This is a genomic window from Duganella sp. Leaf61 (genome assembly GCF_001421905.1).
GTDB lineage: Bacteria > Pseudomonadota > Gammaproteobacteria > Burkholderiales > Burkholderiaceae_D > Rugamonas > Rugamonas zoogloeoides.
Genome location: NZ_LMLM01000006.1, coordinates 60,142 through 82,358, shown reverse-complemented (window position 1 = coordinate 82,358; position 22,217 = coordinate 60,142). Strand labels below are relative to the sequence as shown.

Sequence of the window (22,217 nt, the reverse complement as noted above, 5' to 3'; positions counted from 1 at the left end):
GTAAACCGTATGAATATTTCCACCACCTTGTTCGATGTCGGCGGCCTGGCCCGCGAGAACCTGTCGTCGCTGTCGGCGGCCGATGTCAACCGGCCGCCGGCGCGGCGCCAGGGCGTGTCGCTGTCGCTCGAGGGTTTAAGTAAATCGTTCGGCGAGCGCGCGGTGTTGCACGACATCGAACTGCAACTGCAGCCCGGCGAATTCGTCGCGGTGGTGGGCCGCAGCGGCTGCGGCAAGAGCACGCTGCTGCGCGCCATCGCCGGGCTGGAGACGGTGGAGCAGGGCACCATCGCGGTGGGCAAGGGCGCCATCGGCAGCAGCATCCGCATCATGTTCCAGGAAGCGCGCCTGCTGCCGTGGAAGACGGTGCTGGAAAACGTGGCGCTGGGCCTGCCCCGGTCGCTCAACGCGGCGGCCGCCACCTTGAACACCGTGGGCCTGGGCGAACGCGCCAACGACTGGCCGGTCGAACTGTCGGGCGGCCAGCGCCAGCGCGTGGCCCTGGCGCGCGCATTGCTGCACGAACCGCAATTGCTGCTGCTCGACGAGCCACTGGGCGCGCTCGATGCGTTGACCCGCATCGAGATGCAGCAACTGATCGAAAGCCTGTGGCTGGCGCGCGGCTTCACGGCAGTGCTGGTCACGCACGATGTGCAGGAAGCGCTGGCGCTGGCCGACCGCGTGGTGCTGATCGAAGAAGGACGCATCACGCTGGACCTGAAAGTGGACTTGCCCCGCCCGCGCGCACGCGGCAACGCGGCGTTTGCGGCGCTGGAGCAGCAACTGCTGGAAAGCATCCTCCATCCGGCACCAGCCAGGCAAGCCGGCAAGATCGCGGCTGCTGCCTGAGCCTTGAGTCCCACTGCGCCATCCTCCATTCGGAGGGTGGCAGGCTCAAGGTGACTCAATCCTCACCCTTCCGACAGATTCCTCTCCCTCCCATCCCCCAGTATCATTCCCACCTGTGCACGAGATTGAACTTAACCGCTGGTTATGATCGATTTTCTCGATAGTAACGAGGCAAATTTTTCGTTTTACAACGTCAATTGTGCAGAGCATAATCATTGCCACCCGAGACATGGACTTGGCCGGAACCCCGGACCGGTCGCATGTCTCACTGTTCCCAACACACAGGAGTCTGACAATGAAAAAAATCTTTGCCCTGCTGGTCGCCGCCGGTATCTCGATGTCCGCATTTGCCGCACCGGAAACCTTCACTTCCGATGCCAACCACACGTTCTCGAGCTTCAGCTACAGCCACTTCGGCTACTCGATCCAGACCAGCCGCTTCAACAACACCACCGCCAAGTTCACGGTGGACCGCGCTGCCAAGACCGGCTCGGTGGAAGCGACCATCGACACCAAGTCGGTCGATACCGGCTCGAAACTGTTCGACGGCCACATCCAGGGCGAAGATTTCCTGGACACCGGCAAGTTCCCGACCATCACCTACAAGTCGACCAAGGTCAACTTCAAGGGTGACGTGCCTGCCACCATCGACGGCAACCTGACCATCAAGGGCATCACCAAGCCAGTGACCCTGACTGTTACGCACTTCCAGTGCGCCGATCACCCGATGATGAAGAAAATGGCTTGCGGCGCCAACGCCACGGCCAAAATCAAGCGTACCGAGTTCAACGCCGGTAAATACGCACCGAATGTAGGCGATGAAGTCACCCTGACCCTCGCCATCGAAGCCATCAAGGAGTAATTGAAACGGGCCGGTCCGTTGGGCTGGCTTCATTTCATTGCACTGACCTGGACTGTTGCGACATCGTGTCGCAGCAGTCCATTTTTTTAGGAGCAAGACAATGAAAATGACGCAGCTCGCGTTTGCTATAACGGTGTTGGCCGCCACGACGGCGCACGCCACCGACCTGATCATCACCAACGGCAAGGTCGCCACCATGACCAGGGAGGGCGCTTTCGCCCAGGCCGTCGCCATGAAAGACGGCAAGATCACCGCCGTCGGCAGCAATGCCAGCGTACTGAAACTCAAGACCACCGCCACGCAAGTGATCGATGCCGACGGCAAGACCGTGATTCCCGGCCTGAACGATTCGCACCTGCACATCATCCGCGAAGGCCTCAACTACAACGCCGAGCTGCGCTGGGACGGTGTGACGTCGCTGAAACAGGCGATGCAGATGCTCAAGGAGCAGGCCGCGCGCACGCCGGACGGCGCCTGGATCAAGGTCGTCGGCGGCTGGAACGAATTCCAGTTCGAGGAAAAGCGCCTGCCGACCCTGGAAGAAATCAACGAAGCAGTGCCGGACAAGCCGGTATTCCTGCTGTACCTGTACGGCCTGGGCTTCCTGAATAAAAAAGGCATAGCAACGCTGGGCTACACCGCCGAGACCAGGTTCAAGGACGGAGTGGTGGAACTGGGCGCCGACGGCATGCCGACCGGCAAGCTGATCGCCAAACCGAACGCGATGATCCTGTACACCACGCTGGCCAAGACCACCGTGCTGCCGCGTGATGAACAGCTCAATTCCACCATCCAGTACTACCGCGACCTCAACCGCCTGGGCCTGACCAGCGCGATCGATGCCGGCGGCGGCGGCCAGGCTTATCCCGACGATTACGCCGTCAGCCTGGAACTGGCCAGGGATGGCAAGCTGACCGTGCGCACCTCGTATTACCTGTTCGCGCAAAAGCCGGGCAAGGAGCTCGAAGACTACCAGCGCTGGCTCACCCAGACCAGGCCCGACAAGAACGAACACCTGTTCTATGCGAATGGCTACAACACCGAGGGCGGCGGCGAAAACCTGGTGTGGAGCGCGGCCGACTTCGAGAACTTCCTCGAGCCGCGCCCGGACATGCCGCACGAAATGGAAGGCGAACTGGAACCCGTGCTGCGCCTGTTGATCAAGAACCGCTGGCCGTTCCGCATCCACGCCACGTACGACGAGAGCATCGACCGCGACCTGGCCGTGATCGAAAAGGTCAACAAGGACTTGCCGCTGAACGGCCTGCGCTGGTTCTTCGACCATGCCGAGACCATCAGCGACAAGCAACTGAAACGCGTGAAATCGCTCGGTGGCGGCATCGCCGTGCAAAACCGCATGTATTTCCAGGGTGAACACTACTGGAAACAATACGGCGCCCAGACCCGCCAGATGCCGCCGATCAAGAAAATGCTGGAGATGAACATCCCGGTGGGCCTCGGCACCGACGGCACCCGTGTCAGCAGCTACGGTCCGTGGCCGTCGATCTATTGGGCGGTGACCGGTAAAACCGCCGGCGGCCTGAAATTGTGGCAACCGCAGGACGTGCTGAGCCGTTACCAGGCACTCAAGCTGATGACCCAGGGCAGCGCCTGGATGAGCGGCGAAGAAAAGCTCAAGGGCACGCTGGCAAAAGGCCAGTACGCCGACTTGGTGATCTTGCCGCAAGATTATTTCAGCATGGACGTCGAGCAGATCAAGAACCTGGAAAGCGCGCTGACCATCGTCAACGGCAAGGTGGTGTACGCCGGTGAGCAATTCAAGCAACTGGCGCCATCGTCGCCCGAAGTCAAGCCCGACTGGAGCCCCGTCAAATATTACGGCGGCTACCAGAACAAGTAGCTTCTAAACCAGCTGGAACCAACCCAGGATGGCGCCGGCTGCCAGCAGCCACAGCAGGTGGATGCGGGTGCGCCAGATCAGCACGCCTGCTACCACCGACAGCAGCCACAGTGGCCAGTCGAGGGCGAAATCGCGGTGGGCGCTGCCGAGGGTAATGCCCACCGATACCATCAACCCCACCACCACCGGCGCCATCCCCTGCTTGAAGGCGCGCACGCCCAGCTTGTCGCGGTGCAGGCGCGCCCAGCGCGCGGCCATGTAGGTCAGGCAGGTGCTGGGGATCAGGACGCCGGACATGGTCACCACCACGCCGGCAAACGCGGCGACGTAGCTGCCCGCATTCAGACCCACGTTCCAGCCCATCAATGCCACGAACAGTACGTTCGGCCCTGGCGACGCCTGGGCGATGGCCACCGAGTCGTTGAACTGTGATTGCGTCAGCCAGCCTTGTTCGAGTACCAGGTAGCGGTGCATCTCGGTCGTGGTGGAAATCGCGCCGCCCACCGACAATAGCGACAACAGCAGGTAATGGCCGAACAGGCTGCACCAGTCCGCCAGGCTGAGCACGATGTGGATCGGTGCGCCGCTCATGGCGTTGCCGCTTTCAGGCTGCGCTTTTTCAAGATCCGGTACGTCAGGCCCACGCACGTGCCACCGAGCAGCAGCAGGGTCCAGGCCAGCGGCACCTTGAAGACCACCAGCATCGCCACGCACAGCACGGCGGCGGCGCCGCTGAACCAGCCGGGCAGCGGATGGTTGCGCAGTGCGGCAGCGAGCTTGATGCCGGTGGCGGCAATCAGCCCGGCCGCCACCGCCGCCATGCCGCGCAGCGCGCCAGCCACGCCGGGATGGTTGGCGTACTGCGAATGCAGTACGGCCAGGCACAACACCAGCAGTAACGGCACGGTCAGGATGCCGGCCAGCGCCGTCATGGCGCCGCGCAGGCCAAAATAACGGTCGCCGATCATCAGCGACAGGTTGACCACGTTGGGACCGGGCATCACTTGCGCCACGGCCCAGTCTTCGATGAATTCTTCCTGGGTGAGCCAGCGCTTGCGCTCGACCATCTCGCGCTGGACCACGGCCAGCACGCCGCCGAAGCCCTGTAACGCCAGCACGGTAAATGACATAAACAGGTCGGTAAGGGAGGCGGGGCGGGGATGGTCTTCAGTCATCTTGGCATTATGACCCTGCTCATTGCTTCGTGTCCACGCCCATCAAATTCGCGCAACATTTTAATTGCGAAATGATAGGATCCTGACATTGACTTTACAAAACGGTCGCGCATACTCCCGTTGCATGTCTGCTTGATCCTGATCAAAACCCCTAATTTTTAGCGAGGCTCATGATGAACGATTTGCACTTCCCCCCGACCATGCAACAGCACTACCAACGCAGCGATAGCCATAGCAGTGCCATCGTCGAGCGCGGCATCATTGTCCAGTCCACCTTCAATACCGTGTGCGCCATCGAATACCTGCGGTCGCACAACGTCCAGCCCCAAATCATCGAACGGGTGCTGCTCCATCCGCAGCAACGGCGTCAGGCCGTGCATTAGCCATCCATAGGCTTTACCTCATGTAAGTGGCGGGTTTACTTATGCACACATCATGATGGCAAGAATGAATTTGAAAATTTTTCGTGTTGAAAAATATATCAACGTAAGTGCTTGATTTATATGGGGATAAAAACTGCCTGTTGGATGGGCAGTTTGTTGAACCCCGCGCCGTTACAGGCGCGCTTCGTTGTCAATGGGTAGATATCCACATAGATATCCACAGAGCTTGTGGATATCGTAAAAAACGCTTGAAAATCCTGTACTTAGAGTTGTCTGCGCGGGATCAAAGCGGTTTCTTCAAAGGCTGCATCACGCTGCCCACCACCACGTACGGCGCGACCGGGTCGTCCACCACGCTTGCGGTCACGCGCAGCCGCAGTTCCTGGCCGTCGCGGCGCCAGCCGGTGACCACGTCGGTCCAGGTTTCGCCGGCGCCCAGTGCGCTCAGGGCGTCGGCCAACTGGTCGGGCGGGTAGGGCGGCGTGTGCAGCAGGCGCAGGTCGGCGCCCACCAGTTCCTGGCGCGAAAACTGGAATTTGGCGCAAAACTTGTCATTAACGCTGGCAATGCGGCCGCGCGCGTCAAACGTGGCGATGACGGCGTGCTGGTCCACGGCGTCCAGCAGTCGTCTCGCATGGTCGAGCTGGGTTTGCAGGACGGCGGCGTGTTCCTGCGCCTCTTGCAGGCCGGCATAGGCGCGCAGCGACGAGATCACGGTAGTAAACAGCTTGCGGGTGGTGAGGTCGGTCTTGCACCAGAAATCGTTGATGTCGTAGTCGAGAATGATGCTGTGCTCGAGCGCCTGGCCCGGCTGTCCCGTGCGCAGCACGATGCGCACCAGGCTGTTGTGCAGATTGTCACGGATTTGCCGCGCCACGTTGAGGCCGGCATCGCTGGTTTCCATGATCACGTCCAGCAGCACCAGTGCGATGTCGGGGGTGTTGCGCAGCGTGGTCAGCGCTTCTTCGCCGCTGTAGGCATGCAGGAAACTCAGGCGCCGTCCACGGAAGCAAACATTGCTGAGTGAAAATTTTGTCACAACGTGGACATCGACGTCGTCATCCACGATCAGTACCCGCCACGGCGGTGGCGCGGCAGCGGCCGCCTTGCCGCTTGACTGCGCTTCAGCGGCGACGGCTTCGTCGTCGTCGATCATCCAGTCTGTGTCGTCATCATTCTGATTCATGCATTGATCCCGAAACGAGTTCTTGGAAGAAATTGCGAAACTCTGGAGTTACACTATTCCTCGTATGCGGATTTGTCAAAGAATTCGCGGCCTGAGATTCCATGGACCGTATTTATGCACACAAAAATATTTTTCAAGCGGGCTCAAAAACACGCGAGGGCCTTTCGGCCCTCGCTGTAAGTCATTGATTTTATTCGGCTAAAATTTTGCCTTCCGATTGGGCATTTTGTTGAAACGCCCGCCATTAAAGGCGGTCCCGGCTGTCAAGTGGCTGTTATTCACAACCTTATCCACAATTCGTGTGGATATCTTTAAATCGCCACAATTTCGGACAATTGCTTGCGTACGGCGCCGTGCGCCATCACCAGCTCTGGGCCATCGTGCAACATGGCGTTGTACTTGGCGCGGAACTCGAGGTCGCCCTGTTCGGACGGGCCGATCAGCGCTTCGATGGCGCGGCGGAAGGTGACCGCGTCTTCGGCTGTCACCGGTTCTTCTTCGTCCAGGCGTTCGTCCATCTGCGCCATCAGGCCCGACAGTTTTTGCAGCCAGGCAAAGTTGGGATGGTTGGTGACCAGTTGCAGCAGTTCCAGCGGGCCGCCCACGGCGCCGAAGTACTGGCTCTCGATGTGAATCAGCTGCTTGTGCAGGCCGCGCAGGGCGCGGCCCAGGCTGGTCAGTTTGGCGCGTTGCGCGGTATCGTCGTTATTCATGGATCTTCCTGATCATGGGGATGGCCGCAGCTTAGCAGAGTCCCCCCTATGGCGGAGCCTATCTTATTGCAGTGGTGAAGGGCGGTTGCGCGCCCTACCATGAGGGTTCCTTTACACCACTCTGGAAGCATGATGATGAACCCAAAACTCGAAGTCCTGACCCCGCAAAACTCGCAGCTGATCTTCATCGACCAGCAGCCGCAAATGGCGTTCGGCGTGCAGTCGATCGATCGCCAGGTTCTGAAAAACAATACCGTTGCGCTGGCCAAAGCCGCCAAGGTCTTCAATATCCCGACCACCATCACCACCGTCGAAACCGAATCGTTCTCGGGCCACACCTACCCTGAACTGCTGGACGTGTTCCCGGGCAAAGATATCCTGGAACGCACTTCGATGAACTCGTGGGACGACCAGAAAGTGCGCGACGCGCTGGCTGCCAACGGCAAGAAGAAAGTGATCGTGTCGGGCCTGTGGACGGAAGTGTGCAACACCACGTTCGCCCTGTGCGCGATGCTCGAAGGCGGCTACGAAATCTACATGGTGTCCGATGCATCGGGCGGCACCTCGAAAGAAGCGCACGATATGGCCATGCTGCGCATGGTGCAAGCCGGCGTGATTCCGGTGACCTGGCAGCAAGTACTGCTGGAATGGCAGCGTGACTGGGCCCACAAGGAAACCTATAACGACGTGATGGCCATCGTCAAGGAACACTCGGGCGCCTACGGCATGGGCGTGGACTACGCTTACACCATGGTGCACAAGGCTGCTTCGCGCGCCAACCCGGACCACAAGACGCTGGCGCCCGTGCCAGCCAAATAAGCGGCCAAGTAACTAAAACGCGCTGAGCAAGCCGCGCCGGGACGCCACGGTGGCGGCCTCGGTGCGGCTTCCGACGTTGAGCTTGGCAAGAATATTGTTGACGTGAAATTTGACCGTGCCCACCTCGATGTCTGCGCTGCGCGCGATCATCTTGTTGCTCTTGCCGGTGGCCAAGTGCGCCAGGATTTCCAGCTCGCGCGGCGACAGCCGTGCAACTTCCGTGTGTGCGGCCAGCTTGCTGGCCACTTCCGGCGGCAGGAATTTGCGGCCCTGGGCCACGGCGTGGATGCATGCAACCAGCTGTTCCGGGCTGCTGTCCTTGAGCAGGTAGCCACGCGCACCGGCGCGCATGCCCCGGTGCACGTCTTCGTCGCCCTGGTACGTGGTGAGGATGACGATGCGGGCATCGGGATCGAACGCCAGGATCTGGCCGATCGCTTCGAGCCCGTGCATGACCGGCATGCTCAGGTCCATGATGGTGACTTGCGGGCGATGCTGGCGGTACAGTTCCACCGCGCGGGCGCCGTTGCCGGCTTGCCCTGCCAGGGCGAGGCCGGGCATGGCGGCGATCAGGGCGGCCAGGCCGGCCAGGATCAGCGGGTGGTCGTCGGCGATCAGGACGGAAATGGTGTCGTCGGGCGTATTCATCCGGGATGTCCTTTGAGGCTGATGTGGAAGGCGGCGCCATGCGGCTGGCGCGAGGTGGACCAGATGCGCCCGTTATGTGCCTGGACGATGGTGCGGCAAATCGCCAGCCCCAGTCCGGTGCCGCCGGGCTTGGTGGAGAACAGCGGATCGTACAGGCGCTCGGCCAGCTTGGCCGGCACGCCCACACCGTTATCTTCCACGCTGATGCGGACCGTGCCGGCAATATCGGCCAGCACCGAGCGCACGTGCAGCTGGCGCGGGCGGGTATGCACGTCCTTCATCGCTTCGATGGCGTTCAGTACCAGGTTCATCATCACTTGCTGCAACTGCACGCGGTCGGCGCGCAACTGGTGGCCGTTCAGCGCCAGCGCGTCGTGGACGGCGATGCCGTGCTTGTGGAATTCGGCCCGCAGCATGCGCAGCACTTCGCGCAGCGCTTCATCGACATCGAAGGTGGTGGGTTCGGCGCTGGTGCGGCAGGACATGCCCCGGATGCTGCGCACCACGTCGGCAGCAGTAGCGCCCGCGTGGCGGATCAGCTGGAGCGCATCGCGCACGCGCTCGGTGTTATCGGATTGCAGGGACATCAGTCCCACTTCGGCCTGCAGCACGATGGCCGCCAGCGGCTGGCTGACCTCGTGCGCCAGCGAGGCGGCAAACTCGCCCATGGACGAGATGCGCGCCAGTCTTGCCAGTTCTTCCTCGGCTTCCCGCAGCGCCTCTTCCGCCTGCAGGCGGCGGGCCTTTTCGGCCAGGTAGCGACGGTACAACTGCTCGTTGTCGAGCGACTTGTCCGTCGCGAGGTCTGCGGGTGCGGGCATGTTGCCTACTTGGCGGCCTGGGTTTGCGCGGCGAGGTGTTCGCCGATGAACCAGCTGTGCAGCTCATTGCTGCGCACCACTTGGCTGACGATCAGGTCGTTGGTGCCGTCGTCGCCGTTGTCGGCAGCAGCGCGCGCCAGCGGGCGGGCTTCGATCAGGATGGTTTCATGCGCGTCCAGCAGGCCGGACAGCTGGGCTGCCGCCGTCTCGCGGCCACGCGGGGCGCTGCGCGAAATGGTCGATTCTTCCATGACGTCCTGCGCCAGGGCGAAGGTGACGCCGCCCAGGGTTTGCACGCGTTCGGCGATGGCATCCATGATGGTGACCTGCTCGTTGTAGTGCTGGTCGAACAGCAGGTGCAGTTGATGGAAGGTGGCGCCCGACACCTGCCAGTGGGCTTTCTTGTAGGCGTCGCGGATGGCCATGGTGTGGGCCAGCAGGCGGTTCAGCGCCTGCACGCTGTGGGTGCGCACTTCGGCCGACAGGCCGATGCGCACGTCCGCCAGAGAACCGAAGTCTTGCAGCACCTGCCTGGTATTTGCTTTGCTCATGATGTATTTCCTTTAAAAGTGCCTTCTTGCCCACCGATTGATTATGGACCGTGATCGCCATGGCGTTTAGCTCCGAAAGAGTGAGGCAGAAGATTGAACAGGGGAGGGATTTGACTCACCCTATCGGGTGATCAGGACTGCAGGAATTCCAGCAAGTCCGCGTTGAGCTTGTCCTTGTGGGTGGTTGGCAAGCCGTGCGGCGCGCCTTCGTAAATTACCAGCTTGGCGTTCTTGATGATCTTGGCCGAGGCCTTGCCGGCGGCGTCGATCGGCACAATCTGGTCGTCGCTGCCGTGCACGACCAGCACCGGCACGTCGATCTTTTTCAGGTCTTCGGTAAAGTCCACTTCCGAGAACTGCTTGATGCAGTCATAGGCGTTCTTGATGCCGCACTGCATGCCCTGGGCCCAGAACGTGTCGCGCACGCCCTCGGACACCTTGGCGCCGGGGCGGTTGTAGCCGTAGAACGGCAAGGTCAGGTCCTTGAAGAACTGCGAGCGGTCGGCCAGCACGCCGGCGCGGATGCCGTCGAACACTTCCATCGGCAAGCCGCCCGGGTTGGTTGCGGACTTGACCATTTGCGGCGGCACGGCGCCCACCAGCACGGCCTTCTTGACGCGGGCGCTGCCATGGCGGCCGATGTAGCGCGCCACTTCGCCGCCACCGGTGGAGTGGCCCACCAGCGTGGCTTCCTTGATGTCGAGCGCGTTCAGCAGCGTGGCCAGGTCGTCGGCATAGGTGTCCATGTCGTTGCCGCCCCAGGGCTGGCTCGACAGGCCGTGGCCGCGGCGGTCATGGGCGATCACGCGGTAGCCGTGGCTGGCCAGGAAGATCATCTGGTCTTCCCAGGCATCGCCTTGCAGCGGCCAGCCATGGCTGAACACCACGGCCGGTCCGGTGCCCCAGTCCTTGAAATGGATGCGGGTGCCATCTTCGGTGATGACGCTGTCAACTGAGAGATTGCTGTTTGCCATGTTGTTGCTCCTTGGTGTGTGAGGGGTGACTACCTGCCCAGTGTAGTCAGCGCACCGTTGAAAAGCTCCTGCCAAAAGTGCAGTGCCGGCGCACTCGTATGGGGTGCTCGTCAGTTGATGGTGCCGGGCGCGCCGTCGTAGTTGAGCGGCAGCCAGTCGTACGCCTTGCCGTTCTGGCGGATGCGGCCCAGGCCGGGAAAGGCGATATGGGCAGCGCCGACCAGCGTGTGATCGTTGGCGAGAGATTGCAGCAGGCGGGCGCGGGTAGCAGCGGCGTCCGCTTCGCTGCTGTCGTACTTGACGGTGGCTTGCGGGTGCTCGAGCTGGATCGCGGTCACGTGCACGATATCGCCCCAGATCAGCAGCGACTGGCCGGCGCTTTGCACGCGGTACATGGCGTGGCCCGGGGTGTGGCCCGGCGCCGGCAGCGCTTCGATGCCGGCGTCGAGCTGGCCGAACTGTTGGTACGGCTGATAGTGGTTGGCGGCCTGGTATGGCGCCACGGCGGCCCTGGCTGCATCAAAAAAGGTCGCAAGGAAGTCGGGCGCCTTGGCTTGATTGGCGGCGGACAGCCAGTAGTCGGCTTCCAGCTGCGACAGGCGCAGCACGGCGTTCGGGAACACCGCTTGGCCCTGCGCCATGATGCCGCCCGCGTGGTCCTTGTGCAGGTGGGTGAGCAGCACTTCATCGACCTGTTCCGGCTGGTAGCCGGCGGCGCGCAGGTTGCTCAGCAGCTTGTTGCAGCAATCGCCGTACAGCACGCCAGCGCCGGCATCGACCAGGATCAGCTTCTTGCCAGTGTTGATCAGGAAGGCGTTGATCGAACCTTGCACTGGCTGCGCCAGTTCGGCCTTGGCCAGGTCCTGCTTGATCAGCGCCGCTTCGATATGGGTCATCACCGTATCGATGGGGAATGGATGGCTGCCATCGGACAGCGCGGTGATTTCGAACTCGCCCAGCATGGTGCGGTAGTAGCCGGGCGCCTGGGTCTTGACCAGCGGCGCAGCGGCCTGGCTGGCCACGGCGATCAGCAGGGCGCACGCTGCAAGCAGGGGCAGCAGCAGGGTTTTATTGATTTTCATGGCGGTCCTTTACGTGTCATCTTGAATAGATGAATGGTAAAGGTCCGCTGTCGTTACGCCACCTCCATTAAGGCGGGGCTGAGGCTCCTGCCTAGACTTCGGTTTCCGCTTCGTCGATGGCTTCGCGCACCTCGTCGGCAAAGCCGAACTGCACGTCGTGGCCGTCGACGCCGTCCTGGTAGAAGAAATGTACCGGGCCGTCTTCGTCGGCGACGAGCCAGGCATCGACCTCGGCGCGCTGGTGGCGGTCGCCGATGCGCACGATGTCGATCTTGTGGCGCTCGCCGGGGGCGAGCAGGTGCTTGACCACGTCCTTGGTGCGGGCGGTGGCCAAGGGAACGTAGTGGGCGGTATGGCGGTCGATCATGGTGACTCCTCGTGATATAGGGGCAATATGCTCCCGCGAGTGTACCGCGCGCGGGAGCATGGCACCTCTGCCATTGGGGGAGTTCGGTGCGCCAGCTTACTATCTGATTACGGTTTGATGCCGTAGCTGGCGTACTCGGCGTCGATGCCGGGGCGTTTTGCCCGCGCCGCTTTCAGATCCGCTGCAGCGCCGGCATGCTGGCCCAGGTGTTGTCTGGCGATGCCGCGTACGAACTCGGTGCCGGCCATGGCGGGCGCCAGCGCCAGGGCGCGGTCGAAACGCGCGACCGCCTGATCGAATTTGCCCAGGCGCAGCAGGATCACGCCTTCGGTGTCGAGGAAGGCTGGTGCGTCCGGCTGGCCGGCATTGGCTTCTTGCGCCAGCGTCAGCGCGGTGGGCAGGGCAACATTGTTGGTGACCAGGATCCATGCGAGATTGTTGAGCCGCTGTGCCGTGTCGGCCCGGGTGCGGGCCTTTTCCACATCGTCAGCGGCCTGGTCCGGCTTGCCCGCCATGGTGTAGGCCACGCTGCGCAACGCCAGCAGCTGGATCACGGTATCGGTATCGTCCAGGCGCTCCATCGCTCGCTTGTAGGTGGCGATGGCGTCGTCCGGACGGCCCGCTTCGCGCTCCCACCATGCCCGTGCACTGAGTACTCCTATCGGATTGTCGGTGAGCGCAAGGGCCGAGTCGAAGTCGCGCTCCCTGCCGGCCCGGTCGCTGGCCGGGCGCAGCAGGGCGCGGTCAAGGTACATCGTGGCGTCGGGCGCGCTGGCCACGCCCCGCATCAGCACCTCCATGGCCTTTTCCAGGTTGCCGTTTTTTTTGTGGATAAAGGCGATCAGGTGATACACGCGCGGCTTGTCGCTGAAATGCGTGAGCATCGATTCCAGTTGTTCCAGCGCTTCCGGCGACCGCTGTACATTGAGCAGGACTTCGACCTGCAAGATCCGCGTGAAATAGAGGTCCTCGTCGCCGGGCAGCAGCCGGTCGATATCGCGCAGTGCTTCCTGGTAGTTGCCGCGATTGGCCGAGATCGCGGCGCGCAGGCGCAGCAGCCGTACGGAATCGGGATTGAGCGTGGCCGCTTTTTCCAGCATGCTGTCGATTGGCTGGTCTGCGCCGGCCAGTTGCCACAGGTAGGCGCGCATGGCATAGGCGTCGGCAAAGTCGGGCTTCAGGGCGTTGGCCTGGTCCAGGCTTGTCATCGCCGCTTCCATCTGTCCGGCGAAGTACTGGTGTTCCGCCTGATTTATCAGGGCCTCTTCGTCGAGAGCCATGACTGGCGGCACGTTGTGATGGTCGGCCCCCGTGTTCGACAGGGTTCGGACTGCAAAGAATATAACGACCAGCAAGACCCATACCCAATACCAGCGAAACGTGTCCTCAGCCCGTGCATCTCTCATCGTTGCGCGCCGCTTCAGGCCCAGCAGTGCCAGCACGCGCTGCCAGCCGGGCATGTTTTCCTCCATCTTGCGCCAGCTGACAATGGTGTCGACGTCCACTACCATGGACAACCAGTTTGGAAACCGTGCCGTCATCGTATCGAGTGCGTGCACCTGTAGCGCCAACACGCGCCAGCTCGGCATAACCGGATCGCGCAGTTGTTGCAGCAGCCGGCGCTGGGCGTCGGCTTCGTCGTCGTGCTGCGAATCGAACAATGCGCGTTCGTCGATGGCCAGGTCGATCAGCATGCCGGCGTAGCCCAATCCCTGCACGCGGCGGCGGTCGGCCGACCAGCCGAAAGTATCCACGGCCGCTACCAGCAGCGCCTCGTGGCCCGGCCGCCAGCCTTCTGCCAGCAGCACCGCCACGCGCCGCTCGAATTGCTCGCGCGCGTCGATGCCGAACAGGCGCAAGTCGTCCAGGCAGGTTTGCAGGGCTTGCGTCCACGGCGTTTCGCTTTCGATGGGGCCCTTTGCGGCGGCGGCCAGCGCGGGCAGGCGCGCAGTGAATTCTTCGAAAACTTCGTCGCCCAGCGCTTGCGGGTCTTCGTCGGCCGGCAGCACCTCGGCTGGCAATGCGGTGGCTTCGATAATCTCGGTGCCGCCGGCATCAGGGGCGGGTGGCGCGTCGGCCTGCACTTGCGCGCGCTTTTCGTCGCCATCGCCATCGCCATCGCCATCATCATCACCGGCGAAATACTCGGGATTGCGCACCCAGAACAGCGCCGCCTCGTACGCTTCGCGCAGGCTCTGGAAACCGGCCGCGTCGTGCTCCTGGTCGATCAGCTTGAGTTCGCGCGCATAGGCGCGGCGAATGGTGCGCTCGTCGGCATCCCCGGCCAGCGACAGCCGCTGTAGCGACAGCCGCTGTAGCGACAGCCGTTGCAAAAACATCAGTTCCATCACAGCCTTATTGCGGTTCGTTGAGTGGCATAACAAAGCTGTCATGCTCGATATCGTTGAGCATGGCCTCGAACTGCTTGCGGGCCGGTTCGACCACGCGCTTGTCCTGGCTGTCGAGCGCCTGTTCGAACAGCACGATCTGGGCGCCGAACCATTCGCGGCCCTGGCCGCGCATCAGCTGGTACAGCCGTTCGCCGCGCGCCAGCAGGGTGCGGTGTTCGATGCGATCGCGCGGGTGGATTTTAAGTTCCGACAGCGAGACGAAACGTTTGGCGATATCAGCTTCCGACAGCAGGCCCGGATTGCCTTCGATGACCAGCGTGTGCACCGCGCTGGTGGCGGTCACGGTGGCCTCCACTTGCAGCAGGCCGTTGACGTCGTAGGTAAAGCGAATATCGACGCCGCTGTCGGCAATGGCGCCGCCAGCCAGTTTCACTTTCAGGCTGCCGAGCAGGATGTTATCGCGCGTCATGCGCGCCTCGCCCTGGAACACGCGCAGCTCCAGCCATTTCTGCTTGTCGCTCACCGGGTGGTACTGCTTGACGCGGCTGACCGGCACCGGCGTATTGCGCTCGATGATGGGATCGAAGTGGCCGCTGGCGAAATTGCGCTCGCCCAGCTGCATCGACACTTCGATGCCCAGCGAATACGGCGAGACATCGGTCATCACCACTTCGTCGAGCGCGGCGTCGCGCATTTTCAGGCCCGCCTGCACGGCTGCACCGAGCGCCACCACTTCGTCGGGATTGATGTCGCAGGCAGGGAAGCGGCCGAACATGCGCGCCACCAGCTTGCGCACCACGGGCATGCGGGTAGCGCCGCCGGCCAGCACGATGTTGTCGAGTTCGGAGATTTTCAGGTTGGCGTCGCGCAGCGCCCGTTCGATCGGATCGCGCAGGCGGCGCAGCAGCACCGTGCAGATGCGTTCCAGCGCCGCTTCGTCCAGCGCCAGCGTGTACTGGGTGTTATCGTGGTAAATCTCGATGCTGGCGCTGGCAGATTCGCTGAGCGCGCGCTTGGCCCGTTCGCACGACGCCAGCAGGCGCTGCATGAAATACGGCTCGTTCTTGAGCGTGGCCGGCAGCTTGTGGTGGGCCAGAAAATGATCGACCATGGCCAGCACGAAGTCTTCGCCGCCCAGCATATTGTCGCCGGCCGAAGCGCGCACTTCCATCACGCCCTCGAATAAATCGAGCACCGACACGTCGAAGGTGCCGCCACCGAGGTCGAAGACCAGGAAGCGGGTTTCGGCATCGCGCTGGTGGATGCCGTAAGCCAGCGCCGCTGCGGTCGGCTCGTTCAGCAGCCGGTCCACCTTCAGGCCGGCCAGTTGGCCGGCCGCGCGCGTAGCCTTGCGCTGGCTGTCGGAAAAGTAGGCGGGCACGGTGATGATGGCTTCCGTCACCGGGTGGCCCAGTACGGCCTCGGCGTCTTCCTTCAGCGAGCGCAGGATCAGCGCCGACAATTCCTCGGGCCGGAAATCGCGCTGGCCCAGGCGCAGCGTGCGGTCGCTGCCCATGTAGCGCTTGAATACGGCTGCCGTGCGGTCAGGATGGGTTTGCAGCCGTTCGCGGGCAGCCCGGCCGACGAGGATGGTGCCGTCCTCGTCGACACTGACACACGACGGTGTCAGGATTTCTCCCAGGCTGTTCGGGATCAGGCGCGCGGCGCCGTTTTCCCATACTGCGATCAAACTGTTGGTGGTGCCTAAATCTATCCCGACGATCATTTTTGGTGCTCAGCAAAAATAGTTATGCTAGCACAACTTGCAAACTTTGTAACGGTGTTGCTCGACTGAAAATATCAGGAAAAATGGACCAGGCCCCGGCGCGCCGCCACCATGGCTGCCTCGGTGCGGGTGCAAACGTTCAGCTTGGACATGATGCTCTTGACGTGAAACTTGACGGTGCCGACGCCGATGCCGGCGGCGCGGGCAATGACCTTGTTGCTCATGCCGGTGGCCAGGTGACCGAGGATGTCGCGCTCGCGCGGGGTCAGCTGGTTGCCGTGGATGCGGCTGGCAAGCTTGATCGCCATTTCCGGCATCATGTATTTTTTACCTGACAGCACGGTGTGGATGCAGGCCATCAAATCGTCGAGCGGCGCGCTCTTGGCCATGTAGGCGCTGGCGCCGGCGCGCATGCCGCGGTCGGCTTCGTCTTCGCCTTCGTGGCCGCTGAGGATGATGATCTTGGCGCCGGGATGGCGCGCGCTGATGCGGCCGATCGCTTCGATGCCATCGCAGTCGGGCATGTTCAGGTCCATCAGCAGCAGGTCCGGTTGCAGCCGGTCGCACATTTCCATCGCTTGCATGCCGCTGGCGGCCTGGCCCAGCAAGGTGAACGAATCCTGCTTTTCGATCAGCGACGCCATGCCGGCACGGATCAGCGGGTGTACGTCGGCGATAACGATGGATGCGGAAGTCAGGGTATTCATGGTCGTGCTCCTCGTGTGGTTGGATGAGCACATTTTGCGCAAAGCTGGCGGTTACGGATAGTTATACGAAGGTATGGTGAAACGGTTAAAAAGGTTAAATTCACCATGGCCATCACCCGAAAGAGTGAGCGATGGCCACTCCCTATGACGCGCTGCGCGCTTATTGCACTACGCGGGCCACCGGTACGTTTTCAACGTGCACGTTGGCGTAGTTGAAGCCGCCGGTGCCGTTCCACTCGCCGTTGATGGCCAGCTGGGCTTCGAAGGGCAGCACGACCGTCGACGGGCTGTCGGGACGGATGGCGCCGTTCAGAGCGACGACCTGGGTGACGTTACCGAAGCCGGTGGCATAGATGGTGCCCGACACCTGGCCCGTGTAACTGCCGTTCTCGACGGCCTGGGTGACGTGCACGCTGCCCGTCACGCTGTGGGTGGACGGCACCACCACCACGGCGAAGGTGACGATGGGCGCGCCCGGAGTGCCGACGTTGCCGATCGTGCCTTTTACCAGGTAAGCGCCTGCGAATGGATTTTGTACGGTGGACATGATGACCTCTTGAGTTTGGTTTAGTTGGAGTTCCCGGTTTTGGTACTGCACGGGCCTTGTTGCAAAGGCTGTGCCAGCCTGAAAGTCCAGTAAAACCGTAGTGGCCCGCTGTCAAACGCGAAGTTTTGTCATGTCAACCGGCGGTCTTTACATGTAAAGGCCGCAGCTCTTCGAACCGTTCCAGGAACAACGCATACGCGCGCTCCGGTCCCACCGGCACGATGACGGCTTCGGCCGGTGGCGGCAGGTGGCCCCATTCCATCCAGGCCGGTGGCAGCAGGTCGCGCAGCTCGGTGGCCATGCACACCAGGTCGGCGTGCTTGATTGCCGGGACGTCGTCCTGGAAGCCGAAGCGGCGCCGCAGCGCCTGCTTGACGGGATGCATGCGTTCTTTTACATAATCCCTTCCGAGCATGACCTTGACCGGCGACGGCCAGTCGCCGAGGAATTCCTCGCAGTCGTGCAGCAGCGCGGCGTACGCGTGTTCGGGCGCTACCAGGCGCGAGCACATGATCGAGTGTTCGGCCACCGAGTACCAGGGGCGGGCGGCGCCGCCCCAGCGCGGCTGCGAAGCCAGGCACAGCGCGATATCGGTGATCGGCAGTCCGGTGGCGTCGGGCGCCAGCAGGTTGAGGACGAAGCCGGAGGGCAGCAGGATGGACGTGCGGCCATCGGGTTTGTGGGGAGTGTGTTCGGTCATCGCCAGATCGTACACCAGCAGCGAAAATTTTATTTCGGCAACTTAATCGGCAATTTGCCCGAGTTTTGTCCTACACTATTGATCTTGTTCAATCCTTAACCTAGGCTTTTATGGCAACCAGACCTTCATACATTTATCAGGGCGGTTCGGCGATGATGCACTCGCCGCTGCAATTGAAAAACGCCGAGATGTACGGCTTTTTCATCAAGGGCGACAGCGCCCGCCTGCAGGCCACGCTCGACGACACGCTCAACCGCGTGGCCGGTACCCGGATGCGCTTCAAGGCGATTTCCCCGTACGTACTCACCACGTTTACCCGCGTTAATCACGCCAATTCGGCGGTGCCGGTGGACCAGGCCAAGGGCTGGATCACCGAGATCGATATCGTCACCTGGATCATGGTGGGCGCCATGGACGAGGAGGGCGAACTGGCCCACATCTATTACTATCCGGCGCACATTTTTGTCGATGACGGCATGGCGCTGATCAACGGCCGCGAGCTGTTCGGCTACCCGAAATACCTGTGTGAATACGAGATCCCCACCGCCGGCACCGAACCGCTGCGCTGTTCGGTGGCCGCCAAGGGTTTTCAGCCGTTTTCGCCGGAGACCCGCATTGCGCTGCATCCGTTATTGGAGGTCAACGCCACCCACAAGACCGGGATCGAAAAGCCCGTGCACAGCGTGCTCGACCTTATCGAGGAAGCGATCACGCTGTTCCTGTCGATCCCCGATTTCTTCAACCTCGACGTGGCCGGATGGGACGACATCATCTCGCTGCTGCGCAACCCGCGCATCGACCAGATCTTCCTCAAGCAGTTCCCCGACAGCGCCGGCATCAAGGCCGTGTACCAGGCCATCCTGGCCGCGCCTGCCACCATCGAGAAAATCCACGGCGGCAAGCTGCTCGGCTACGAGTACCAGGCCGTGCTGCACGCCTTCGACAGCTTCCCGCTCGACCAGACCCTCGGCTTCAAGCTGGGGTCGCAGCAAGCGATCCTGCCGTTCAACCTCAATTTCGATTTCACTGCCCAGCCGGGCGAGGAGCTGATCGATAATTCCACCATCGCGCCGCAAAAGATTGCCGTGCTTGGCGGCGGCGTGTCGGCCATGACAGCGGCGTACTACCTGAGCGACCAGCCGGGCTGGCAGAACAACTACGACATTACCGTGTACCAGCAGGGCTGGCGGCTGGGCGGCAAGGGCGCCAGCGGGCGCAACCCGCAGTACGGCCAGCGCATCGAGGAGCACGGCCTGCACATCTGGTTCGGCTTCTACACCAATGCCTTCAAGATGATCAAGCAAGCTTACGGCAGCTTGCACCGTCCGCCCGGCGCCCCGCTGGCCACCTGGCAGGACGCCTTCAAGCAGCACGACTACGTGGCGCTGTCGGAAGACGTGCGCGGCCACTGGCGCAACTGGTCGATCGTGTTCCCGACCCTGCCGGGCGTGCCGGGCGAGGGCGACCAGGAAATCACCTTGTGGCAGCTGGCCGTGGCCATGGTCGGCTGGATCGAAAAATGGATCAAGAGCCTCGACCGCCTGACCGAGGCGCTGGACCTCGAAGACCACCCACACCACACCGGCATCGTGCCCGACTGGCTGTACCACCTGGCCGAGGGCGTGGCCAACACCGTGGGCGAGCTGGCCGACGACTTCAAATTGCTGGGCAGCGCCTTGTCCGGCATGGTGGCCAATTTGTCGCCCGATACCCGCCGCCATAGCGCGCTCGAGCACCACGCGCTGGCCGGTGTGATGGCCGGCGTGCGCTCGCGCCTGCACAGCCGCTACGACAAGCTGCTGGCGCGCGCGGAAAGCGCCAACGCCACTGGCGCCGGCGCCGACATCATGGACGACGTACGCCGCCTGTTCATCTGCATCGACCTCGGCACTACCGTCATGAAGGGCGTGTTCGACGACGGCGTGCTCAAGAACGGCTTCGATGTCATCAACGACATCGATTTCCGCGCCTGGCTGCGCAAGCATGGCGGCAACGAAGAGCTGTCGGTCAACTCGGCGCCGGTGCGCGGCTTCTACGACCTGGTGTTTGCCTACGAGGGCGGCGACTTCGGCAAGCCGAATATCGAGGCCGGCACGCTGCTGCGGGCGATGGCGCGCATCGGCCTGTGCTACAAGGGCGGCATCATGTTCAAGATGCAGGCCGGCATGGGCGACGTGGTGTTTACGCCGCTGTACGAGGCGCTGGTGGCGCGCGGCGTCAAGTTCAAGTTCTTCCACAAGGTCGAAGAGCTGGTGCCGGACGGGGCGCAGATCGGCAGCATCCGCATGACCGAGCAGGTCACCATGGCCGCCGGCCAGGAGTACTACCCGCTGGTGGACGTCAAGGGCCTGGCGTGCTGGCCGAGCCAGCCTTTGTACGAGCAGCTCGATCCCGACCAGGCCGAGCTGCTGCAAGTCAAGGAAATCAACCTGGAGTCGCACTGGACCGACTGGCCGCAGCAGTACCAGGAACGCTTCGGCAAGCCGCTGCCTACGCACACGCTCAAGCGCGGTATCGATTTCGATCAGGTGGTGTTCGGTATCTCGATCGGCTCGCTGCCGGTGCTATGCCCGCAGTTGCTGGCGCAAAGCCCGGCGCTGCTGGCCACGTCCGAGCAAGTCAAAACGGTAGCGACGCAAGCCTACCAGGTGTGGCTGGACAAGGATCTGACCCAGATGGGCTGGAGCTACCAGCCGCAAGGCCAGCAACCTGTGCTCAGCGGCTTTACCGAGCCGTACGACACCTGGGCGCCGATGGACCAGCTGCTGGTGCGCGAAGACTGGCCGGCCGGACTCGAGCCGCGCAACGTCTCGTACTTCTGCAGCGCGCTGACCGTGACCGACTACCCGCCGGCCACCGACACCGGCTTCCCGGCGCGCATGGCGCTGCAGGCGAAGGAGGGCGCGATCAACCAGCTCAGCCACGAGATCGCTGCGCTGTGGTCGGCTGCCGGCCCCGCTGGCGCGTTCCCGTGGCAGTGGCTGGTCGATGGCTCGGACGCCACCGGCGTGCAGCGCTTCGACGCCCAGTACTGGCGCGCCAATGTTGATCCGTCGGAGCGTTATGTGATGTCGGTGGTGGGAAGTACGAAATACCGGCTGCGCACCGATCAGTCGGGATTCAGTAATTTGTTCCTGACGGGCGACTGGATCAAGACCGGCCTGAATGCCGGTTGCGTGGAGGCGGCGGTGATGGCGGGGATGCAGACGTCGCGTGCGATTAGTGGCTACCCGGTAGATATAGACGGCGAAACCGATTTCATCTAATGGCGCGCAAAACGAAGCCTCCGGGGCTTCGTTGCTGCGCCTCGCTCTGGAGGTTCGTTTGGCGTTCCGAAAATTGTGCTCAATGCATAAAATGGGCGCTGGTTGCGCCCGTGTTCTGCAGTGGCGTGCTTAGCGGCTTTTGCCGGTATTGCTGTCGCCCCTGGCGCCGGCGGCGTTGTAGCGGTGGGTGGTTTGGGCGGCTGCCGAGGCGGCTTGCTTGCTGTCGTAGTAGCTGCGGCCCAGGTTGCCCTGGCGCACGCTTTGCTCGGAGCGGGCGGGCTGGCGGCCGTGTTGTGCGTTGGTGGTGGGGTTGTCGTTGCCGGGATGGCCCACGGCGTGGTTGCCGCTGTCGGACATGCCCTGTTCCATGGGATCGTAATCGTCGTGCGGCATGTTGGCGCCGGGTTTGAAACCGCGTTTGTTCGCTTGGTTCATGATGATTCTCCTGGAAAGTGCTGAAAAGTGCTGAAGTGATAACGTTAAATTTAACATTGTCATTGCCCGAACTCACATTCTATGCCTTCCCCCTTGCCTTCCGCGTAGGCGCACATGCCGTCCAAATGTAGGAAGCTTCTTGATGAGACTTTTAGAAATCTAGGTACGCAAGCGTACAGAGGGAGATATCTCCA

General features: G+C 62.3%; 22 protein-coding genes. 6 read left to right on the top strand and 16 right to left on the bottom strand.

Annotated elements, in window-relative coordinates; translation table 11 throughout:
* Positions 1-9: 9 nt before the first annotated feature.
* The 3 genes from ASF04_RS07875 (at position 10) to ASF04_RS07865 (ending at position 3,572) form a co-directional block, all read left to right on the top strand.
* Entirely contained in the window at positions 10-849 is an 840-nt protein-coding gene (locus ASF04_RS07875) for an ATP-binding cassette domain-containing protein (protein ID WP_056139685.1), read from the top strand.
* A 295-nt stretch (positions 850-1,144) separates the two neighbouring features.
* Complete coding sequence (locus tag ASF04_RS07870; RefSeq protein ID WP_056139684.1) at positions 1,145-1,711, top strand: YceI family protein; 567 nt, start codon at positions 1,145-1,147, stop codon at positions 1,709-1,711.
* Positions 1,712-1,811: 100 nt separating this feature from the next.
* Positions 1,812-3,572, top strand: a complete 1,761-nt coding sequence (locus ASF04_RS07865) for an amidohydrolase (RefSeq protein ID WP_056139683.1) — start codon at positions 1,812-1,814, stop codon at positions 3,570-3,572.
* Positions 3,573-3,575: 3 nt separating this feature from the next.
* On the opposite strand, the gene ASF04_RS07860 is transcribed toward ASF04_RS07865, so the two are convergent.
* A complete protein-coding gene (locus ASF04_RS07860) occupies positions 3,576-4,163 on the bottom strand; it encodes a chromate transporter (RefSeq protein WP_056139682.1) in 588 nt (195 codons plus the stop codon).
* On the bottom strand, positions 4,160-4,747 hold the full coding sequence (locus ASF04_RS07855) for a chromate transporter (RefSeq protein WP_056139680.1): 588 nt from the start codon (positions 4,745-4,747) through the stop codon (positions 4,160-4,162). The genes ASF04_RS07860 and ASF04_RS07855 overlap by 4 nt, the downstream gene beginning before the upstream one ends.
* Positions 4,748-4,917: 170 nt before the next feature.
* On the opposite strand from ASF04_RS07855, the gene ASF04_RS07850 reads away from it, so the two are divergent.
* Positions 4,918-5,130: a hypothetical protein gene (locus ASF04_RS07850; protein WP_227012236.1), complete on the top strand. Its 213-nt coding sequence runs from the start codon at positions 4,918-4,920 to the stop codon at positions 5,128-5,130.
* A gap of 283 nt (positions 5,131-5,413) precedes the next feature.
* On the opposite strand, the gene ASF04_RS07845 is transcribed toward ASF04_RS07850, so the two are convergent.
* Together ASF04_RS07845 and ASF04_RS07840 are read right to left on the bottom strand one after the other, a co-directional pair.
* The gene (locus tag ASF04_RS07845; RefSeq protein WP_056139678.1) at positions 5,414-6,316 is read right to left on the bottom strand and encodes a PAS domain-containing protein; all 903 of its coding nucleotides are present in this window, start codon (positions 6,314-6,316) and stop codon (positions 5,414-5,416) included.
* A 311-nt stretch (positions 6,317-6,627) separates the two neighbouring features.
* Positions 6,628-7,029: a hypothetical protein gene (locus tag ASF04_RS07840; protein WP_056139677.1), complete on the bottom strand. Its 402-nt coding sequence runs from the start codon at positions 7,027-7,029 to the stop codon at positions 6,628-6,630.
* Between the two features lie 132 nt (positions 7,030-7,161).
* Here ASF04_RS07840 and ASF04_RS07835 point away from each other — a divergent pair, with 132 nt between their 5' ends.
* Positions 7,162-7,848, top strand: a complete 687-nt coding sequence (locus tag ASF04_RS07835) for a hydrolase (RefSeq protein WP_019922489.1) — start codon at positions 7,162-7,164, stop codon at positions 7,846-7,848.
* 12 nt (positions 7,849-7,860) lie between these two features.
* Here the strand turns inward: ASF04_RS07835 and ASF04_RS07830 are convergent, their stop codons facing one another.
* The 11 genes from ASF04_RS07830 to ASF04_RS07780 all read right to left on the bottom strand — a co-directional run bounded on the left by ASF04_RS07830 (position 7,861) and on the right by ASF04_RS07780 (position 18,322).
* Complete coding sequence (locus ASF04_RS07830) at positions 7,861-8,496, bottom strand: response regulator transcription factor (RefSeq protein ID WP_056139675.1); 636 nt, start codon at positions 8,494-8,496, stop codon at positions 7,861-7,863.
* A complete protein-coding gene (locus tag ASF04_RS07825; protein WP_056139673.1) occupies positions 8,493-9,317 on the bottom strand; it encodes a sensor histidine kinase in 825 nt (274 codons plus the stop codon). The genes ASF04_RS07830 and ASF04_RS07825 overlap by 4 nt, the downstream gene beginning before the upstream one ends.
* Before the next feature lie 5 nt (positions 9,318-9,322).
* A complete protein-coding gene (locus ASF04_RS07820; protein ID WP_056139671.1) occupies positions 9,323-9,868 on the bottom strand; it encodes a Dps family protein in 546 nt (181 codons plus the stop codon).
* A 131-nt stretch (positions 9,869-9,999) separates the two neighbouring features.
* Positions 10,000-10,842, bottom strand: coding sequence for an alpha/beta fold hydrolase (locus tag ASF04_RS07815; protein ID WP_056139669.1), 843 nt, complete (start codon positions 10,840-10,842; stop codon positions 10,000-10,002).
* A gap of 110 nt (positions 10,843-10,952) precedes the next feature.
* Positions 10,953-11,924: an MBL fold metallo-hydrolase gene (locus ASF04_RS07810; protein ID WP_056139667.1), complete on the bottom strand. Its 972-nt coding sequence runs from the start codon at positions 11,922-11,924 to the stop codon at positions 10,953-10,955.
* A gap of 91 nt (positions 11,925-12,015) precedes the next feature.
* Positions 12,016-12,291 carry a hypothetical protein gene (locus ASF04_RS07805; RefSeq protein ID WP_056139665.1) on the bottom strand — a complete coding sequence of 92 codons (276 nt, stop codon included), beginning with the start codon at positions 12,289-12,291 and terminating at the stop codon, positions 12,016-12,018.
* Positions 12,292-12,398: 107 nt separating this feature from the next.
* Positions 12,399-14,639 (bottom strand): tetratricopeptide repeat protein, encoded by a 2,241-nt coding sequence (locus ASF04_RS07800; RefSeq protein WP_056139664.1) that lies wholly within the window; start codon positions 14,637-14,639, stop codon positions 12,399-12,401.
* Between the two features lie 7 nt (positions 14,640-14,646).
* Complete coding sequence (locus ASF04_RS07795; protein ID WP_056139661.1) at positions 14,647-16,368, bottom strand: molecular chaperone HscC; 1,722 nt, start codon at positions 16,366-16,368, stop codon at positions 14,647-14,649.
* A gap of 74 nt (positions 16,369-16,442) precedes the next feature.
* Complete coding sequence (locus tag ASF04_RS07790; protein WP_056139660.1) at positions 16,443-17,075, bottom strand: response regulator transcription factor; 633 nt, start codon at positions 17,073-17,075, stop codon at positions 16,443-16,445.
* Positions 17,076-17,235: 160 nt separating this feature from the next.
* Complete coding sequence (locus tag ASF04_RS07785; RefSeq protein WP_056139657.1) at positions 17,236-17,622, bottom strand: DUF1842 domain-containing protein; 387 nt, start codon at positions 17,620-17,622, stop codon at positions 17,236-17,238.
* A 133-nt stretch (positions 17,623-17,755) separates the two neighbouring features.
* On the bottom strand, positions 17,756-18,322 hold the full coding sequence (locus ASF04_RS07780; protein ID WP_056139726.1) for a hypothetical protein: 567 nt from the start codon (positions 18,320-18,322) through the stop codon (positions 17,756-17,758).
* Between the two features lie 152 nt (positions 18,323-18,474).
* Between ASF04_RS07780 and ASF04_RS07775 the strand changes: the two genes are divergently transcribed.
* A complete protein-coding gene (locus tag ASF04_RS07775; RefSeq protein ID WP_156368569.1) occupies positions 18,475-21,588 on the top strand; it encodes an NAD(P)-binding protein in 3,114 nt (1,037 codons plus the stop codon).
* Between the two features lie 129 nt (positions 21,589-21,717).
* Here the strand turns inward: ASF04_RS07775 and ASF04_RS07770 are convergent, their stop codons facing one another.
* Positions 21,718-22,023 carry a hypothetical protein gene (locus ASF04_RS07770; protein ID WP_019922505.1) on the bottom strand — a complete coding sequence of 102 codons (306 nt, stop codon included), beginning with the start codon at positions 22,021-22,023 and terminating at the stop codon, positions 21,718-21,720.
* Positions 22,024-22,217 lie beyond the last annotated feature (194 nt).

What these genes read in the sequence shown, in the direction of transcription:
- ASF04_RS07795 (WP_056139661.1), bottom strand. Translation starts at nt 16,368, where the DNA reads ATGATCGTCGGGATAGATTTAGGCACCACCAACAGTTTGATCGCAGTA.
- ASF04_RS07785 (WP_056139657.1), bottom strand. Translation starts at nt 17,622, where the DNA reads ATGTCCACCGTACAAAATCCATTCGCAGGCGCTTACCTGGTAAAAGGC.
- ASF04_RS07835 (WP_019922489.1), top strand. Translation starts at nt 7,162, where the DNA reads ATGATGAACCCAAAACTCGAAGTCCTGACCCCGCAAAACTCGCAGCTG.
- ASF04_RS07855 (WP_056139680.1), bottom strand. Translation starts at nt 4,747, where the DNA reads ATGACTGAAGACCATCCCCGCCCCGCCTCCCTTACCGACCTGTTTATG.
- ASF04_RS07805 (WP_056139665.1), bottom strand. Translation starts at nt 12,291, where the DNA reads ATGATCGACCGCCATACCGCCCACTACGTTCCCTTGGCCACCGCCCGC.
- ASF04_RS07850 (WP_227012236.1), top strand. Translation starts at nt 4,918, where the DNA reads ATGATGAACGATTTGCACTTCCCCCCGACCATGCAACAGCACTACCAA.
- ASF04_RS07875 (WP_056139685.1), top strand. Translation starts at nt 10, where the DNA reads ATGAATATTTCCACCACCTTGTTCGATGTCGGCGGCCTGGCCCGCGAG.
- ASF04_RS07800 (WP_056139664.1), bottom strand. Translation starts at nt 14,639, where the DNA reads ATGGAACTGATGTTTTTGCAACGGCTGTCGCTACAGCGGCTGTCGCTA.
- ASF04_RS07770 (WP_019922505.1), bottom strand. Translation starts at nt 22,023, where the DNA reads ATGAACCAAGCGAACAAACGCGGTTTCAAACCCGGCGCCAACATGCCG.
- ASF04_RS07815 (WP_056139669.1), bottom strand. Translation starts at nt 10,842, where the DNA reads ATGGCAAACAGCAATCTCTCAGTTGACAGCGTCATCACCGAAGATGGC.
- ASF04_RS07840 (WP_056139677.1), bottom strand. Translation starts at nt 7,029, where the DNA reads ATGAATAACGACGATACCGCGCAACGCGCCAAACTGACCAGCCTGGGC.
- ASF04_RS07830 (WP_056139675.1), bottom strand. Translation starts at nt 8,496, where the DNA reads ATGAATACGCCCGACGACACCATTTCCGTCCTGATCGCCGACGACCAC.
- ASF04_RS07845 (WP_056139678.1), bottom strand. Translation starts at nt 6,316, where the DNA reads ATGAATCAGAATGATGACGACACAGACTGGATGATCGACGACGACGAA.
- ASF04_RS07825 (WP_056139673.1), bottom strand. Translation starts at nt 9,317, where the DNA reads ATGCCCGCACCCGCAGACCTCGCGACGGACAAGTCGCTCGACAACGAG.
- ASF04_RS07790 (WP_056139660.1), bottom strand. Translation starts at nt 17,075, where the DNA reads ATGAATACCCTGACTTCCGCATCCATCGTTATCGCCGACGTACACCCG.
- ASF04_RS07860 (WP_056139682.1), bottom strand. Translation starts at nt 4,163, where the DNA reads ATGAGCGGCGCACCGATCCACATCGTGCTCAGCCTGGCGGACTGGTGC.
- ASF04_RS07780 (WP_056139726.1), bottom strand. Translation starts at nt 18,322, where the DNA reads ATGACCGAACACACTCCCCACAAACCCGATGGCCGCACGTCCATCCTG.
- ASF04_RS07775 (WP_156368569.1), top strand. Translation starts at nt 18,475, where the DNA reads ATGATGCACTCGCCGCTGCAATTGAAAAACGCCGAGATGTACGGCTTT.
- ASF04_RS07870 (WP_056139684.1), top strand. Translation starts at nt 1,145, where the DNA reads ATGAAAAAAATCTTTGCCCTGCTGGTCGCCGCCGGTATCTCGATGTCC.
- ASF04_RS07810 (WP_056139667.1), bottom strand. Translation starts at nt 11,924, where the DNA reads ATGAAAATCAATAAAACCCTGCTGCTGCCCCTGCTTGCAGCGTGCGCC.
- ASF04_RS07820 (WP_056139671.1), bottom strand. Translation starts at nt 9,868, where the DNA reads ATGAGCAAAGCAAATACCAGGCAGGTGCTGCAAGACTTCGGTTCTCTG.
- ASF04_RS07865 (WP_056139683.1), top strand. Translation starts at nt 1,812, where the DNA reads ATGAAAATGACGCAGCTCGCGTTTGCTATAACGGTGTTGGCCGCCACG.